The sequence below is a fragment of the Jeongeupia sp. HS-3 genome (assembly GCF_015140455.1).
Classification (GTDB): domain Bacteria; phylum Pseudomonadota; class Gammaproteobacteria; order Burkholderiales; family Chitinibacteraceae; genus Jeongeupia.
In genome coordinates this window covers 3,278,736-3,294,594 of the sequence record NZ_AP024094.1, presented here as the reverse complement: position 1 = coordinate 3,294,594, position 15,859 = coordinate 3,278,736, and the positions used below count along the sequence as shown (strand labels likewise).

Sequence of the window (15,859 nt, the reverse complement as noted above, 5' to 3'; positions counted from 1 at the left end):
GACGTTAAAAAAGGGCGGAGATTTCCGCCCTTTTTTACATTCGCATCAGCGCGCGATCACGGCCTGCAGATTGTGCTGGCCGGTCAGCGTTTCCGCCGCCGCCAGTGCGCTCTGCCGATTCGGGTAAGGACCAATGCGAACGCGGTGGATGGCGCCAGCCGATTGAACCACGAGCTTGGCACTCTCACCATCAAGCATGCTGGCGTAATGCTCGCGGAACGATTCGGCGTTGGCCTGGCTGCTGAATGCCGCCAGTTGCAGATAGACCCCGGCGGCGGTGTCGGCAATCGGCACCGGCTTGGATACGCCGTCAAACGGCAGCGGCGCATCGACCTGTTGCTTGGCCTGCGCCTGGACGACCGTTGGCGCGTCACCCGGCAAAAGGCTTTCGACCTTGAGCTCGGTACTGCCCTGCATCGCGTAACCGAGGCGGCAGGCGGCGAGGAAGGACAAATCCATCACCCGGCCCTTGTGAAACGGGCCGCGATCGTTGACGCGAACGATGACGCTGCGGCCATTCTTGACGTTGGTCACTCGCGCATAGCTTGGCAGCGGCAGCACCGGGCTGGCGGCGGTCATCGCGAACATATTGTAGCTTTCGCCGATCGACGTCTTCTGGCCATGGAATTTACGGCCATACCACGAGCCCATGCCGGTCTCGACCGAGTTACCCGGCGCAGCCAGCGGTGTAAACGACAAGCCCAGCACCGTATAGGGACGGTTGGCCCATTTGTGCAATGGCTCCCAGCGCGGCACCGGTTCGGCGATCAGGTCAAGATTGGCCGGGAGATCGCTCATCGGCCCATCATCCTTGTAGAACGCCCCGCCGCCGGCCAGCGCCTTGTAGTCGCAGCTGTACTGCGACGGCGTACCCTGCACGGGTGCCGGTGGTGGCGTCGTGCCGCTCGTCCCGCCAACAGGTTTGGTCGGCGCCGTCCCGCAGGCGGCAAGGCCAAGCAGAGCGGCAATCGCGAGCAATCCGCGCAGTTTCATCATTACCCCTTCATCAGCTTTCGGTCACGGCTGACGCTCATCATCAGGCCGAAGGTCGCCAGAATCGACACCATCGACGTGCCGCCGTAGGAAATCAGCGGCAAGGGTACGCCGACCACGGGCAGGATGCCCGACACCATGCCCATATTGACGAAGGCATAGGTAAAGAAGTTGAGCGCGATTGCCCCCGCCAGCAAGCGGCCGAACAGCGTCGGCGCACGGCTGGCGATGGTCAGGCCACGGCCGATCACCAGCAGGTAGAGCACCAGCAGCAGGCCGTTGCCAAGCAGGCCGAACTCTTCGCCAAACACGGCAAAAATAAAGTCGGTGGTGCGTTCGGGAATGAAATCGAGATGGGTCTGCGTGCCGTTGAGCCAGCCCTTGCCGAGCATCCCACCCGAGCCGATGGCAATCGTGCCCTGAATGATGTGGTAACCGGCGCCGAGCGGATCCTGCATCGGATCAAGCATGGTCGCGACCCGGCGGCACTGATACTCCTGGAGGATGTTGATGCACAGATCCCAGTGCGTCACCGTATAAGCCAGACCGCTACCGGCTGCAATCATCAGCGCCAGGAAGCGCCAGCTCAAACCGGCCAGAAACAACACGTAAAAACCGCTCGATGCGATCAAAAGGCTGGTGCCCAGATCCGGCTGCTTGAGGATGAGTCCGACCGGCACCACCATCAGCAGGCCGGCAACAACAAAGTGCTTCCAGTTCAGCGAGGCTTCGAAATGGTGGAAATACCACGCCAGCATCAGCGGCATGGCAATGCGCATCAGCTCCGACGGCTGGATGCGGGTGATACCGATATTGAGCCAGCGTGTCGCACCGTGGCTGGTGACGCCGAACAGCGCCACCGCAACCAGCAGTGCGACGCCGACTACATAGGCCGGCAAGGCCAGGCGCATCAACGTTTGCTGCGAGATATTGGCAAAGAACCACATCACCGCCAGCGAGATCCCCATGAAGGTGACCTTGTCGAGCACCTTTTCCAGATCACGGTTCGACGCCGAATACAGCACCACGGCCGAGACGATGAAAATCAGCAGAGTGAACAGAAACAACCACGGATCGATCGGCTGCTTGATCCGGTTCCAGAGTGTCTTAATCACCGATGTCCTCCTGCGCCGCGTCTGGCGCCGAAGCCACTGCCGATGCATTGCCCGCCAGCGCGGCCGGCATTTTGCCCAGCAGGTAATAGTCGAGCACCTGGCGCGCGATCGGTCCGGCCGCCGCGGCGCCGAAGCCGCCGTTCTCGACAATCACGGCGAATGCGATCGTCGGCTTGTCGGCCGGCGCGAAGGCGACGAACCACGAATGGTCGCGCAGCCGCTCGCTCACCGCCTTGGCGTTGTACTTGCCGCCCCGCAGGCTATAGACCTGCGCGGTGCCGGTCTTGCCGGCTGCGACATAAGGCGCGCCAGCGAAGAGGCGCGCACCGGTACCGTATTGGGTCACGCCGACCATGCCACGGATCACCCGCTCGACGTTCTCCTGCTTCCACGTCATGGTCCGCTCGGGCCGCGGCTCGATCTGCATTTTTTTTCCGGTCGACGGATCAACCAGCGTGGCCACCACGTGCGGCTTGTACATCACGCCACGATTGGCAATCGTCGCGATGCCGTGGGCCATTTGCAGCGGCGTATACGAGTTGTACCCCTGGCCGATGCCGATCGACACGGTTTCACCCGAATACCAGCGCTGCTGTGCCGGGGTCTTGAAGCGTTTTTTCTTCCACTCCTGGCTCGGCAGCACGCCCGGGCGTTCACCCGGCAGATCGATACCGGTAAGCCGGCCAAGATCGAGCGTCGCCATGAATTGGGAGATGTAATCGATCCCCATCTGCACCGCGAGCTGGTAGTAATAGGTATCGGACGACAACGGCAGGGAACGGTCGAAGTTCATCGAACCATAACCGCCCTTGTGCGAATCGCGAAAACGGTTGTTGCCGTAAATGAAGTAACCGGGGTCCGAGATCGTCTGCCGCGTCAGCGGAAAATTGCCTTCCAGCGCGGCGATCGCCATAAAGGGCTTGAACGTCGAGCCCGGCGGATATTCGCCGCGCAGCCCACGGTTCAGCAGCGGCTTGTCCGGCGATTCGTTCAGCTCTTTCCAGCTGTCCGGATCGATACCGTCAACGAACAGATTGGGATCAAATCCGGGCTTGGAGACAAAGGCAAGCACGCCGCCATCGCGTGGATCAATCGCCACCAGCGCGCCGCGCCGATTGCCGAAAAGCTTTTCGATCATCTCCTGCAGCTTGATGTCGACCGACAAGGTCAGATCCTGACCTTGCCGCGGTGGCGTACGCCGCAGCGTGCGCACGGCGCGCCCGCCCGAGTCGATTTCGACCTCTTCAAAACCGGTGGTGCCGTGCAGCTGCTGCTCGTAGCTGGCCTCGATACCCAGCTTGCCGATGTGATCGGTGCCCCGGTAATTGGCCTTTTGGCCGCTCTCGTCGAGCCCGGCCAGATCCTTGTCGTTGATCCGGCCGATATAGCCGATCAGATGACTGCCCACTTCCTGATACGGGTACTGGCGGAACAGCCGTGCCTTGATCTCGACACCGGGAAACTGGTAGCTATTGGCGGCAAAGCGCGCGACTTCCTCATCGGACAAGCGCGTGCGGATCGGCAACGATTCAAAATCACGCGTTTCCTCCATCAGCTTCTTCAGCCGGCGCTTGTCCTTGCCGCTGATTTCGATGATGTTCGACAGCCGGGCGATCGTGTCGTTGAGCGAATCTGCCAGTTTGGACGGCGTGATTTCAAGCGTGTAGGCGGAGAAATTGTGTGCCAGCACCACGCCATTGCGGTCACGAATGATGCCGCGCGGCGGCGACACCGGCACCAGTGAAATCCGGTTCGCCTCGGCCAGCGTCTGGTATTTGTCGTGCTGCGCCACCTGCAGCCAGATGAAACGGGCAAACAGCAGGCCAAACAGGCCGAGCACGAACAGCACCGCGGTGACGATACGGAGCTGGAACGCATAGCGCTCGGCCATCGAATTCTTCAGTTCATTGCGCGCCATCAGTCCTCCGCGCGCAGCAGCCAGCCACTCATCCGGCAGTTCATAATTCGTCCGGCACCGACTTGCGTTGATGCATCAGCATCAGGTTCGATAAAGGCGGCCACAGCAAGGCGGCCAGCAAGCTGCCGGCAAAATAGCCCCAGCCTACAAACGGTGCGCCAAGCAGCGTGCGCACGACGACCATGATGACTTGCGCCAGCGTCAACAAGCCAAGCACCAGCAGTGCCTGCTGCCAAAAGGCGAAGACTGCCAGCTGCCGCTGACGGATCAGTACCAGATAAGCGATCACCGAGTAGGCCAACGCATGCTGGCCGAGCACATTGCCATCGCCGACATCCACGATCACGCCCAGCACGAAGGCGGTGGCGACGCCGACGCGACGCGGCTGGTTCAGCGCCCAGTAGACGATGAACAAGGCAACGAAATCGGGTGCGAAGTTGGCGATCGACGCCTGCCATGGCAGCAGATTGACCAGCAGCGCGACGACGAAGCTCAGCACGATGAAGCCGATGCTTACCGGCCGCAATAATTGATGGGAAACGGGCATCAGCTGCCTTTCCTGTTCGTGGCTGCCGGTTGCGACGCGGCCTCCGGATACGGCGGCATGTCGCTGCGATGATCGAGCAGCAACAGGAAGCGATGTTGATCGACCGCAGCCACCGGCTGGCAAATCACTCTGGCGAATGCCGCGCCGCGCTCGACCTTGAGCACTCTGGCAACCGGCAGACCCACCGGATACAGGCCGTCAATCCCCGAGGTCACCAGCACATCCCCCGGCTTGATGTCGACGTTCGGCGCCATATTGCGCACCTCAAGCGACTGATGCGCGCCCATGCCGTACACCACGGTACGCAATTGATTGCGCTCGACCACCACCGGCACCATCTGGTTGCGATCGGAAATCAGCCGCACTTCGCTGGTCAGCGGCTGCACCCGCACCACCTGGCCAACGACACCGGACGCATCGATGGCGATCTGCCCGGCGCTCACGCCCTGCTGCTGACCGCGATCGACGATGAGGCGCGAGGTAAACGGATCACGGCCGTTGTAGAGGATTTCAGCCAGCTGCGACGGTTGGCCAACCGTGCTGCGACGCTCGCTCAGGCCACGCAAGGTCGCGTTCTCGGCCTCGACCGCCTTGAGCTTCATCGCCTGCGCGCGCGCGGCCAGTTGCGCGTCGTTGAGCTGGCGGTTCTCACTCATCAGCTCGCTCTGCCGCGACAGGAAATCGGCGGTATTGCGCAGCGTGGCAAAGGGCGTGGTTGCGGCCCATTGCAGCGGATAAAGCAATACCGATACCTGCTCGCGAATGCGGCCAAGCATGGCGTACTGCGCATCGCCGACGATCATCGCGATCGATAGCGTCGAGAAGATCAGAAGCCGCGTAAGCGGCTTCGGACCCTGTTTGAAAAAAACGGGAGGGCTGGTTTGCATGACCGGGCAGACGCGTGTTCAACAGATAAAAACGGCCGCTGGACGATCTCGTCGCAGCGCGCCGGTACGCCTGATCAGTCGCGGGTGAAGATCGCCGTAACCTTGTCGAGCTTCTCGAGCGCCTTGCCCGAACCGCGCACGACGCAGGTCAGCGGATCTTCGGCGACGATCACCGGCAGGCCGGTTTCTTCCATCAGCAAGCGATCCAGATCGCGCAGCAGCGCACCGCCACCGGTCAGCACCATGCCCTTGTCGGCGATATCGGCGCCCAGTTCCGGCGGCGTCTGTTCCAGCGCCTGCTTCACCGCCGAGACGATCTGGTTCAGCGGCTCGGTCAGCGCTTCGAGGATTTCGTTGCTCGAAATCGTGAACGAACGCGGAATGCCCTCGGCCAGATTGCGGCCCTTCACTTCCATTTCACGCACTTCGGCGCCCGGGAAGGCCGAACCGATACGCTTCTTGATTTCTTCGGCGGTGGTTTCACCGATCAGCATGCCGTAGTTGCGGCGGATGTAATTGATGATCGACTCATCGAACTTGTCGCCACCGACGCGAACGCTGCTGGCGTAAACGATACCGCCGAGCGAAATCACGCCGACTTCGGTCGTGCCGCCGCCGATATCGACGACCATCGAACCGGTTGCTTCTTCGACCGGCAGACCGGCACCGATTGCCGCGGCCATCGGTTCTTCGATCAGCTCGACCTTGCGCGCACCGGCGCCCAGCGCCGATTCCTTGATCGCGCGACGCTCGACTTGGGTCGAACCGCAAGGCACGCAGATGACGATCCGCGGTGGCGAGCTGAACAGGCGGCTCGGGCTGACCTTTTTGATGAACTGCTTGAGCATCTGCTCGGTGATGGTGAAGTCGGCGATCACGCCGTCTTTCATCGGCCGGATCGCGGTGATTGACCCAGGCGTGCGGCCGAGCATTTTCTTGGCTTCGGCGCCAACAGCGAGGATGCTTTTTTTGCCCGACGGGCCACCCTCTTGCATGATTGCAACCACCGACGGCTCATCCAGAACAATACCCTTGGCCTGCATGTAAATCAGCGTATTGGCGGTACCGAGATCGATGGCAATGTCGTTGGCGAAGTAACCGGAAAGAAGGCCGAACATTAGTTTACTCGCAGAGAATTGGGGTCGTTTAAGCGGCGCCGGCCAAGCCGTCGCCAAAGAATAGGGTTTAAAGCCAGAACGGGCAGCGCAGCGAAAGTTCCGCATCGGCAATCGCGCCCGGCCCTAACTTGGGTGAAACAAACCCGGCATGATACCCTAAGGCGCTGATGATCATAAGGACTAGCAGGGGGAAAATGCCTATGTCACTCTCCTTGGACGACGTACGGCGCATCGCCAAGCTGGCGCGCATTGCCGTTACCGACACCGAGCTTGCTGCAGCGCAACAACAGCTCAACCGAATCTTTACACTGATCGAAGAAATGCGCGCAGTGGATACCACCGGCATCGAGCCGATGGCGCACGCTCAGGACGTTCATTTGCGCCTGCGCGACGACATCGCCACCGCCACCAATCGCCGCGACGCCTTCCAGGCCATTGCGCCGTCGGTTGAAAACGGCCTCTATCTGGTTCCGAAGGTGATCGAATGAGTGTCAGCACCGTTGCACAACATCTGCGCGAAGCCGCGCAGGTGCTCGACCGCGTCCTTGCCGACGACGCCTTTCTCTCCTCCGTTGACGCCGGCGCCCAGCTGCTGGTCGCCTCGCTCAAAGCCGGCGGCAAGGTGATCTCCTGCGGCAACGGCGGCTCGCACTGCGATGCGATGCACTTCGCCGAAGAACTCTCGGGCCGCTACCGCGACGATCGTCCGGCGATGGCCGCCATTGCCGTCTCGGATCCGTCGCATATCACCTGCGTCGGCAACGACTACGGCTTCAACGATATCTTCTCGCGCTTCGTCGAAGGCCTCGGCCGCGACGGCGACGTACTGGTCGGCATCACCACCAGCGGTAATTCTGCCAACGTGATCCGCGCGGTCGAAGCGGCCAAGGCGCGCGGCATGAAAGTGCTGCTGTTGATGGGCAAGGACGGCGGCAAGCTCAAGGGCACGGCCGATGTCGAAATTATCGTGCCGCACTTCGGCTACGCCGACCGCATCCAGGAAATCCACATCAAGGTCATCCACACGCTGATCGACCTCGTCGAACAAGGCATGGGCTATCGCCCGGCCGATCCGGCCTGAGACCTCCCATGATCGAAAAATCGCTCAAGCAACTCTCCAGCATGCTGGCGGCCAAGCAAGTCTCGGCCGTCGAGCTTGCCACCGAATACCTCGGCCGCATCAAGGCGAACGCGTCGCTGAACGCCTTTATCGCCGTTGATGACGCCAAGACGCTGGCACTAGCCCAAGCCGCCGACGCCTCGCGCGCTGCCGGCAACGCCGGCACGCTGACCGGCATCCCGGTCGCGCACAAGGACATTTTCTGCCAGCAGGGCTGGGCCGCGACTTGCGGCTCGAAAATGCTCGAGAATTTCGTTTCGCCGTACGACGCTCACGTGATCGAACAGTGCGACAAGGCCGGCCTCGTCACCTTGGGCCGCACCAATATGGACGAGTTCGCGATGGGCTCGTCGAACGAGAACAGCGCGTTTGGCGCGGTGCTGAACCCGTGGGACCGCAAGGCGGTTCCCGGCGGCAGCTCGGGCGGCTCGGCGGCTGCGGTGGCGGCGCGTCTGGCGCCGATCGCCACCGGCACCGATACCGGCGGCTCGATTCGCCAACCGGCAAGCTTCTGCGGCATCACCGGCATCAAGCCGACCTACGGCATTGTTAGCCGTTTCGGCATGATCGCCTACGCCAGCTCGCTGGATCAGGGCGGGCCGATGGGCAAGAGCGCCGAAGACTGCGCGCTGCTGCTCAACGTGATGGCCGGCTTTGACGAACGCGATGCGACCAGTCTGCAGCACGCCAAGGAAGACTACACCCGCGATCTCGACCAGCCGCTGGCCGGCCTGAAAATCGGCCTGCCGCGCGAATATTTCGCCGAAGGCCTGGCGAGCGATGTCGCCGCAGCGATTGAGACGGCAATTGGCGAATACAAGAAGCTCGGCGCCACCATCGTCGATATCAGCCTGCCGAATACCAAGCTGGCGATTCCCTCCTACTACGTGATCGCACCGGCCGAAGCATCGAGCAACCTGAGCCGCTTTGACGGCGTCCGCTACGGCCACCGCGCCGCCGACTACGACGGGCTGACCGAGATGTACGAGAAAAGCCGCGCCGAAGGTTTTGGCTGGGAAGTGAAGCGCCGCATCCTTACCGGTGCATATGTTTTGAGCCATGGTTATTACGACGCCTACTATCTGCAGGCACAGAAAATCCGCCGCATCATCGCCGACGACTTCCAGAAGGCGTTCGAGGCATGCGACGTGATCATGGGCCCAGTGGCGCCAAGCACTGCGTGGAACCTTGGCGAGAAGAGCGCCGACCCGGTGGCGATGTACCTCGAGGATATCTACACGCTGGGCGTCAACCTTGCCGGCCTGCCCGGCATGAGCGTGCCGACCGGCTTTGGCAGCAACGGCCGCCCGATCGGTCTGCAGATCATCGGCAATTACTTTGCCGAGGCGAAAATGCTGGGCGTCGCGCACCAGTTCCAGCAGGTTACCGACTGGCACACCCGGGCTCCCGCCCTTTAATCCGGCACGAGGACACAAAGATGAAGTGGGAAGTCGTCATCGGGCTGGAGGTGCATACCCAGCTCACAACGAAATCGAAGATTTTCTCGCCGGCCAGCACCGCCTTCGGTGCCGAGCCGAACACGCAGACCGCCGTGGTCGATATCGCCCTGCCCGGCGCGCTGCCGGTGATGAACCGCGCGGCGGTTGAAAAGGCGATCCAGTTCGGTCTGGCGATCGGCGCCAAGGTCAACCAGCGCTCGATTTTTGCGCGCAAGAATTACTTCTACCCCGATCTGCCCAAGGGCTACCAGATCAGCCAGTTCGAGCTGCCGGTGGTCGAAGGCGGCGCGATCACGATCAATGTCGACGGTGTCGACAAGGTGATCAACCTGACCCGCGCGCATCTGGAAGAAGATGCCGGCAAGTCGGTGCACGAAGGCCTACATAGCGGCACCGGCATCGACCTGAATCGCGCCGGCACGCCGCTGCTGGAAATCGTTTCCGAACCCGAGATGCGCTCGGGTGCCGAAGCCGTTGCCTACGCCAAGGCGCTGTATTCCTTGGTGACGTGGATCGGCATCTGCGACGGCAATATGCAGGAAGGCTCGTTCCGCTGCGACGTGAACGTCTCGGTGCGCCCGGAAGGTCAGAAGGAATTCGGCACCCGTCGCGAGATCAAGAACCTCAACAGCTTCAAGTTCATCGAACAGGCGATCAAGTACGAAGTCCAGTGGCAGATCGAAACGATCGAGGACGGCGGCAAGATCCAGCAAGCGACGATCCTGTTCGATCCGGACAGCGGCGAAACGCGGATGATGCGCAGCAAGGAAGACGCGCACGATTACCGCTACTTCCCCGATCCCGATCTGCCGCCGCTAGTGATCAGCGACGAGTGGATTGCGCGCGTGAAAAGCGAGCTGCCCGAGCTGCCGGCGGCGATGCAGGCCCGCTTTGCCGAGCAATACGGCATCCCGGCCTACGATGCGTCGACACTGACCGCCAGCAAGGCGCTGGCTGCTTTCTTCGAGGCGACAGTTGCCGCCGGTGCCGATGCCAAGCTCGCCAGCAACTGGCTGATGGGCGATGTGTCGGCGACGCTGAACCGCGAAGAACTCGATATCTCGGCTTGCCCGGTATCAAGCAGCGCGCTGGCCGGGCTGATCCGCCGCGTGTCGGACAACACCATCAACAACAAGACGGCCAAGGACGTGTTGAAGAAGATGTGGGAAACCGGTGCGAGCGATGCAGGCAGCGCCGATGCCATCATCGAACGCGATGGCCTCAAGCAGGAAACCGATACCGGTGCGCTGGAAGCCATCGTCGACGCGGTGATCGCGGGTAACGCCAAGTCGGTCGAGGAATACAGGGCCGGCAAGGAAAAGGCGCTGAACGCCCTGGTGGGGCAATGCATGAAGGCCAGCAAGGGCAAGGGCAACCCGGCCGTGCTGACCGAGCTTCTGAAGCAGAAGCTGGCCTGATGTTCGGCTTGAAGGCATGAAAAAAGCGGCTCGCGGGCCGCTTTTTTCATGTGTGCCGCAATCACGAATCGTTGCGCTTCAGTTCTTCGACGAGGTCGATGTATTGCTGCATCGCGCCGGCATTATCGATGCCCTTGAGCTTGGCCCAGGCATCGTACTTGGCTTGAGCGACGAAGTTCAGCGCGCCGGGGCGATCGCCGTTGACGTCGCCTTCGCTCGCCTGCTTGAAGAATGCATAGAGCTTGAGCTTGGTCTGGACATCGGGTGCATCGTTGAGTTTTACCACTTCATCCTGAGCGGTCTGGAACAGGCTGGCCAGATCGGACATGTCGTTTCTCCTGGTAAATTTCAAACACACGTTTGAAAACTGCATCGAGTATAGCGGCGTCCGTTCCCACTCGCCAAGCGGCAGATACAAAAACGCCCGTCATCGAGACGGGCGCTTCGCGATCGCAGATACCGTTTATGCGGTGTAAACGCACTTGCCCTTCACAAAGGTATAGCGCGCGCGGCCTTTCACTTCCATGCCCACGAACGGCGTGTTCTTGCCCTGGCTCTTCAGCGCTTCGCGCGTCACCATCCAGGTTTCGTTCGGATCGAACAACACCAGATCGGCGCGGCTGCCGACGTTCAAGTCGGCGCTAAAGCCCAGCTTGGCCGCCGGTACGCTGGAGATTTTCGCCAGCGCAATCGGCAAGGCAACGTGGTTGCGCTCGGCCCACGCCAGCGTCAGCGGCAGCAGCAGTTCCAGCCCGGTGGCACCACGCTCGGCCTCGGCGAACGGCAGCAGCTTGCCGTCGTCGTCGACCGGGCTGTGGTCGGAGCAGATCGCGTCGATGGTGCCGTCGATCAGGCCGGCGACGATGGCGTCGCGGTCGCGCACGCTGCGCAGCGGCGGGTCGAAACGATACTGGCTGTCGAAATAGCCGATATCGACGTCGGCCAGATGAATGTGGTTGATGTCGACGTCGCAAGTCAGCGGCAGGCCTTCACGCTTGGCGGCGCGAACCAGTGCTATGCCCTCACCGCTCGACAAACGCGCCAAATGCACGCGGCAGCCGGTGGCACGCATCAGCTGGACGATCTGCGCGATTGCAATCGTCTCGGCAATCACCGGAATACCGGTCAGACCAAGGCGCGACGCGTAAGCACCGTCATGCGCGACACCGTCGTTGACCAGGCTGGCTTCTTCGGGGCGCAAACGCAGCTCGAAATCGAAGGTCGCCGCGTACTGCATCGCCCGATACAGCACCTGCAAATCGGCGATCGGCACATCGCCTTGCGAGAAGGTGACGCAGCCGGCCTCGCGCAGCAGCGCCATTTCGGTCAGCTCGCGGCCTTTGAGGCCGACGGTCAGCGCGCCAACCGGGTACAGCCGCGCCAGATCAAGGTTCTTGGCGCGCTGGCGCAACATGGTCACCAGACCCGATTCATCAAGCGGCGGATCGGTATCGGGCGGGCAAACGATGCTGGTGACGCCACCGGCGACGGCGGCGGCCATTTCCGACTCCAGCGTTGCCTTGTATTCAAAACCCGGCTCACGCAACCTTGCGGCCAGATCGACCAGACCCGGCGCGACGATCAGCCCGGTCGCGTCGATTTCAAGTTCGACATCAAAACCGGCCGGTGCCGAGCCGACGCCGACGATCTGACCGTCGGCCAGAAACAGATCGGCGCACTGCTCGCTGCCGTTGACCGGGTCGATCAACCGGCCATTGCGAATGATGGTGTTCTTCATGGTTGTGCCCCCCGGCTGCGTTGGTTTTCGGAAACGATGGCCATCACGGCGGTACGCACGGCGATGCCGAAGGTCACCTGCGGCAGGATTACCGCTTGCGCGCCGTCGGCGACGGCCGAGTCGATCTCGACACCACGGTTCATCGGGCCCGGATGCATGACGATCGCGTCGGGCTTGGCCAGCGCCAGTTTTTCCGGCGTCAGGCCGTAGTACTTGAAGAACTCTTGCGTGCTCGGCAGGAAGGCGCCGCTCATGCGCTCGTTCTGGACACGCAGCATGATCACCACATCGACGTCCTTCAGCCCTTCGGCCATGTCGTGATAGACATGCGCTCCCAGGCTCTCCATGCCGGTCGGGATCAGCGTTTTCGGCGCAATCACCCGTACCTCGGGGCAACCGAGCGTGGTCAGCGCGTGGATGTCCGAACGCGCCACGCGCGAGTGCAGGATGTCGCCGACGATGGCGACGCGCAGCTTGGTGAAATCGCCCTTGAAATGGCGGATCGTGTACATGTCCAGCAGCGCCTGCGTCGGGTGCGCGTGGCGGCCGTCGCCGGCGTTGACCACGGCGATACCCGGCTTCACGTGCTGGGCGATCAGGTGCGCGGCGCCCGATTGTGCGTGGCGCACGACGAACAGATCGGCGCCCATCGCTTCGAGATTGTGGATGGTATCGAGCAGGGTTTCGCCCTTGGCGGTGCTCGATGCCTGGATGTTCAGGCTGGTGACATCGGCGCTCAAACGCTTGGCGGCGATCTCGAAGGTCGTGCGCGTGCGGGTGCTGTTCTCGAAAAACAGGTTGAACACCGAGCGGCCGGCCAAGGTGTCGAACTTCTTGGTGCCGGCTTCGCCGGCGGCAATGTATTCGGCGGCGCGGTCGAGAATCTGCGTCAGGATGCGCTTGGGCAATCCTTCGGTGGTCAGCAGGTGAATGAGTTCACCCTGCGCGTTCAGTTGCGGGTTGTACATGATGCTCCCGTGTCATGGCTATTGAAGGGCACGCCAACGTCCCGGCTGCGACCAAACGGCGCGCCAGTAGGCGTGAAGGGATTGCGGAAAATAGTGGCCGGCTGGCCCGGCGGGACAGGGGTAGGTGCTGAGGCTGGGTGCTTGCGCACCGCTAGGCCGCTCCGCCTGGCTCGCCACCTTGGTCAAAGTGGGCCTGCAGAATCTGCATCGCGGCGACCTGATCGAGTACCGGCTTTTGCCGCCGCCCGCGCAGGCCGGTGTCATCGAGCGCCATCGATGCCGATTTGGATGTGTAACGCTCGTCGATGAGTACCACCGGCAAGGCAAAGCGTCCGGTCAGCCGGTTGGCGAACTTGCGTGCCAGGCGGCTTGCCAATTGCTCCTCGCCATCAAGACCGAGCGGCAAACCGACGACCAGCAGGCTCGGTTGCCATTCCTTGATCAGCGCTTCGATACGGGTAAAGCGTTTGTCGGTTTCAACGGTGGCGATGGTTTCCACAGGATGGGCGATACCCAGTTCGGTGCTGCCCATCGCCACGCCGATGCGTGCTTCGCCGAAATCGAAGGCCAGAATCGTGCTCATGCTTTTGGACTCACCCGAGCGAGCCGGCCGAATTCAAAATTCGTCGAGCCGACGTAGCGAGCGGACGAAGGGCAAGGAGCAGCAGCGCAGACACCGGAATGGCCATATGGGCCATGAGGATGTCGAGCAGCGCACGACGCGATCCATTCGTTCGCGCAGTAGTCGGATCGATGAATTTTCATGCGTGGCCGGCTTCGTCCGAGAGCATGGCCACATCGATGCCGAGCAATTTCAGCGCAGCGTCGTAACGTTCTTCGGCCGGCAGGGCGAAGATGATTTCCGGATCGGCCTGAACCGAAATCCAGCTGTTTTGCCCCAGCTCGGCCTCAAGCTGACCCGCCTCCCAGCCGGCGTAGCCGAGCGTCACGAACATCCGCTCTGGCCCTCCGCCTTCGCCAACGGCCAGCAGGATGTCCTTCGAGGTCGTCAGGCCCATATCGTCCGAGACCGGCAAGGTCGACTGCCAGTCACCCAGCGGCGAATGCAGCACGAAGCCACGATCGGTTTGCACCGGTCCGCCGAAACAAACCGGCAGATCGGCCACATCCGGGCGATGCAGTTCAACGTCGAGCTGCTCGAACAGGGTTGTCAGCGTCATGCCGACCGGCCGGTTGACGATCACGCCCATCGCGCCCTTGTCGTTATGGTCGCAGACAAAGGTCAAGGTCTTGGCAAAGATCGGGTCTGCCAGCGACGGCATCGCGATCAGGAAGTGGCGGGAAAGGTCGAGGTCCATGAAGGCAATTATCGCACAAGCCGGCGCGGGCACGCAGGCTGGCGAGCCGGACACTCGCCCATCGGTCATTCACACGCTAAAACAGCGCGAGCTCACGCTCGCGCTGTTTTCAGATCGGCCATGCGCAATCAGGCGGCCAGCTGGATCACGTTATGCCTTTGCAAAAAAAGCGAGGCCTGCCCGGCGGCGCCGAAGGCAAGGTAACGGTCTTCGCACACCTTGCGCATCGCCGCGATCGCCGGCTTCAGGTAGGCACGCGGGTCGAAATCGGCCGGGTGGGTGGCGAAATGCTTGCGGATGGCACCGGTCATCGCCAGACGCAGATCGGTATCGATATTGATTTTGCGAACGCCGAAGTAGATCGCCTTCTGGATTTCCTCGACCGGCACGCCCCAGGTCGGCTTGAGTTCACCGCCAAATTCGCGCAGCTCGGCAAGCAATTCCTGCGGCACGCTGGAGCTGCCGTGCATCACCAGGTGGGTGTTCGGGATGGCGATATGAATGGCGCGGACGCGGTCGATCGCCAGTACATCGCCGGTCGGCGGCTTGGAGAACTTGTACGCACCGTGGCTGGTGCCGATGGCGATCGCCAGCGCGTCGACACCGGTGGCGGCGACAAAATCGCGCGCCTGCTTCGGGTCGGTCAGCAACTCCTCGTGCGAGAGCTTGCGGTCGGCACCGACGCCGTCTTCGGCCTCGCCCATGCCGGTATCCAGACGACCGAGGCAGCCCAGCTCGCCTTCGACCGAGACGCCGCAAGCGTGCGCCATTTCGACGACCTGGCGGGTGACGCCGACGTTGTAATCGTAATCGGCCGGGGTTTTGCCGTCGCTCATCAGCGAGCCGTCCATCATCACGCTGGAGAAGCCGAGCTTGATCGCGGTCATGCACACGGCCGGGCTGACGCCATGATCCTGATGCATCACGATCGGCAGGTTCGGATAGCTGGCGACGGCGCCTTCGATCAATTGCTTGAGGAAGGTTTCGCCGGCGTATTTGCGCGCGCCGGCGCTGGCTTGCAGGATCACCGGGCTGTCGGTCGCGGCGGCGGCCTGCAGGATGGCCTGCACCTGCTCAAGGTTGTTGACGTTGAACGCCGGTACGCCATAACCGTTTTCGGCAGCGTGGTCGAGCAAGGGGCGTAATGCGACGAGGGGCATGGGGTCTCTCCGGTAGCGGCAGCGGGGCCGTGTTGCATTGCATCACGCCACTTTAGCCCCTCGTCATGGCCTGCCCCAATCGGGACATTCGGCATTCG

15 protein-coding genes and 1 pseudogene are annotated in these 15,859 nt (G+C 62.1%); 4 read left to right on the top strand and 12 right to left on the bottom strand.

The window, feature by feature from the left end:
* Positions 1-45 precede the first annotated feature (45 nt).
* From JLC71_RS15890 to JLC71_RS15865, 6 genes are all read right to left on the bottom strand, one after another.
* Positions 46-996 carry a septal ring lytic transglycosylase RlpA family protein gene (locus JLC71_RS15890; RefSeq protein WP_200916569.1) on the bottom strand — a complete coding sequence of 317 codons (951 nt, stop codon included), beginning with the start codon at positions 994-996 and terminating at the stop codon, positions 46-48.
* Complete coding sequence (rodA, locus tag JLC71_RS15885; RefSeq protein ID WP_200916568.1) at positions 996-2,156, bottom strand: rod shape-determining protein RodA; 1,161 nt, start codon at positions 2,154-2,156, stop codon at positions 996-998. The genes JLC71_RS15890 and rodA overlap by 1 nt, the downstream gene beginning before the upstream one ends.
* Positions 2,101-4,026, bottom strand: a complete 1,926-nt coding sequence (gene mrdA, locus JLC71_RS15880; protein ID WP_200916567.1) for a penicillin-binding protein 2 — start codon at positions 4,024-4,026, stop codon at positions 2,101-2,103. The genes rodA and mrdA overlap by 56 nt, the downstream gene beginning before the upstream one ends.
* 40 nt (positions 4,027-4,066) lie before the next feature.
* Complete coding sequence (gene mreD, locus JLC71_RS15875) at positions 4,067-4,573, bottom strand: rod shape-determining protein MreD (protein WP_200916566.1); 507 nt, start codon at positions 4,571-4,573, stop codon at positions 4,067-4,069.
* Positions 4,573-5,460 (bottom strand): rod shape-determining protein MreC, encoded by an 888-nt coding sequence (mreC, locus tag JLC71_RS15870; protein ID WP_200916565.1) that lies wholly within the window; start codon positions 5,458-5,460, stop codon positions 4,573-4,575. The genes mreD and mreC overlap by 1 nt, the downstream gene beginning before the upstream one ends.
* Before the next feature lie 74 nt (positions 5,461-5,534).
* Positions 5,535-6,578, bottom strand: coding sequence for a rod shape-determining protein (locus tag JLC71_RS15865; RefSeq protein WP_200916564.1), 1,044 nt, complete (start codon positions 6,576-6,578; stop codon positions 5,535-5,537).
* Positions 6,579-6,778: 200 nt separating this feature from the next.
* Between JLC71_RS15865 and gatC the strand changes: the two genes are divergently transcribed.
* From gatC to gatB, 4 genes are read left to right on the top strand one after another with little or no spacing between them, the layout of a single operon-like run.
* On the top strand, positions 6,779-7,066 hold the full coding sequence (gene gatC, locus JLC71_RS15860) for an Asp-tRNA(Asn)/Glu-tRNA(Gln) amidotransferase subunit GatC (protein ID WP_200916563.1): 288 nt from the start codon (positions 6,779-6,781) through the stop codon (positions 7,064-7,066).
* Entirely contained in the window at positions 7,063-7,659 is a 597-nt protein-coding gene (lpcA, locus tag JLC71_RS15855; RefSeq protein WP_200916562.1) for a D-sedoheptulose 7-phosphate isomerase, read from the top strand. Before gatC ends, lpcA begins: the two co-directional genes overlap by 4 nt.
* An 8-nt stretch (positions 7,660-7,667) precedes the next feature.
* Positions 7,668-9,116 (top strand): Asp-tRNA(Asn)/Glu-tRNA(Gln) amidotransferase subunit GatA, encoded by a 1,449-nt coding sequence (gene gatA / locus JLC71_RS15850; protein ID WP_200916561.1) that lies wholly within the window; start codon positions 7,668-7,670, stop codon positions 9,114-9,116.
* Positions 9,117-9,136: 20 nt separating this feature from the next.
* Positions 9,137-10,576, top strand: a complete 1,440-nt coding sequence (gene gatB, locus JLC71_RS15845; RefSeq protein WP_200916560.1) for an Asp-tRNA(Asn)/Glu-tRNA(Gln) amidotransferase subunit GatB — start codon at positions 9,137-9,139, stop codon at positions 10,574-10,576.
* A 61-nt stretch (positions 10,577-10,637) separates the two neighbouring features.
* Here gatB and JLC71_RS15840 read toward each other — a convergent pair whose 3' ends face one another.
* From JLC71_RS15840 to fba, 6 genes and pseudogenes are all read right to left on the bottom strand, one after another.
* The gene (locus JLC71_RS15840) at positions 10,638-10,904 is read right to left on the bottom strand and encodes an acyl-CoA-binding protein (RefSeq protein WP_200916559.1); all 267 of its coding nucleotides are present in this window, start codon (positions 10,902-10,904) and stop codon (positions 10,638-10,640) included.
* 135 nt (positions 10,905-11,039) lie between these two features.
* Positions 11,040-12,314, bottom strand: a complete 1,275-nt coding sequence (locus tag JLC71_RS15835; RefSeq protein WP_200916558.1) for a dihydroorotase — start codon at positions 12,312-12,314, stop codon at positions 11,040-11,042.
* Positions 12,311-13,282 carry an aspartate carbamoyltransferase catalytic subunit gene (locus tag JLC71_RS15830; protein WP_200916557.1) on the bottom strand — a complete coding sequence of 324 codons (972 nt, stop codon included), beginning with the start codon at positions 13,280-13,282 and terminating at the stop codon, positions 12,311-12,313. Before JLC71_RS15830 ends, JLC71_RS15835 begins: the two co-directional genes overlap by 4 nt.
* Before the next feature lie 151 nt (positions 13,283-13,433).
* On the bottom strand, positions 13,434-13,865 hold the full coding sequence (gene ruvX, locus JLC71_RS15825; RefSeq protein ID WP_200916556.1) for a Holliday junction resolvase RuvX: 432 nt from the start codon (positions 13,863-13,865) through the stop codon (positions 13,434-13,436).
* Positions 13,866-14,043: 178 nt separating this feature from the next.
* Positions 14,044-14,601, bottom strand: coding sequence for a YqgE/AlgH family protein (locus tag JLC71_RS15820; RefSeq protein WP_200916555.1), 558 nt, complete (start codon positions 14,599-14,601; stop codon positions 14,044-14,046).
* Between the two features lie 173 nt (positions 14,602-14,774).
* Positions 14,775-15,761 (bottom strand): annotated as a pseudogene (gene fba / locus JLC71_RS15815) (class II fructose-bisphosphate aldolase); the annotation flags it as partial.
* Positions 15,762-15,859 lie beyond the last annotated feature (98 nt).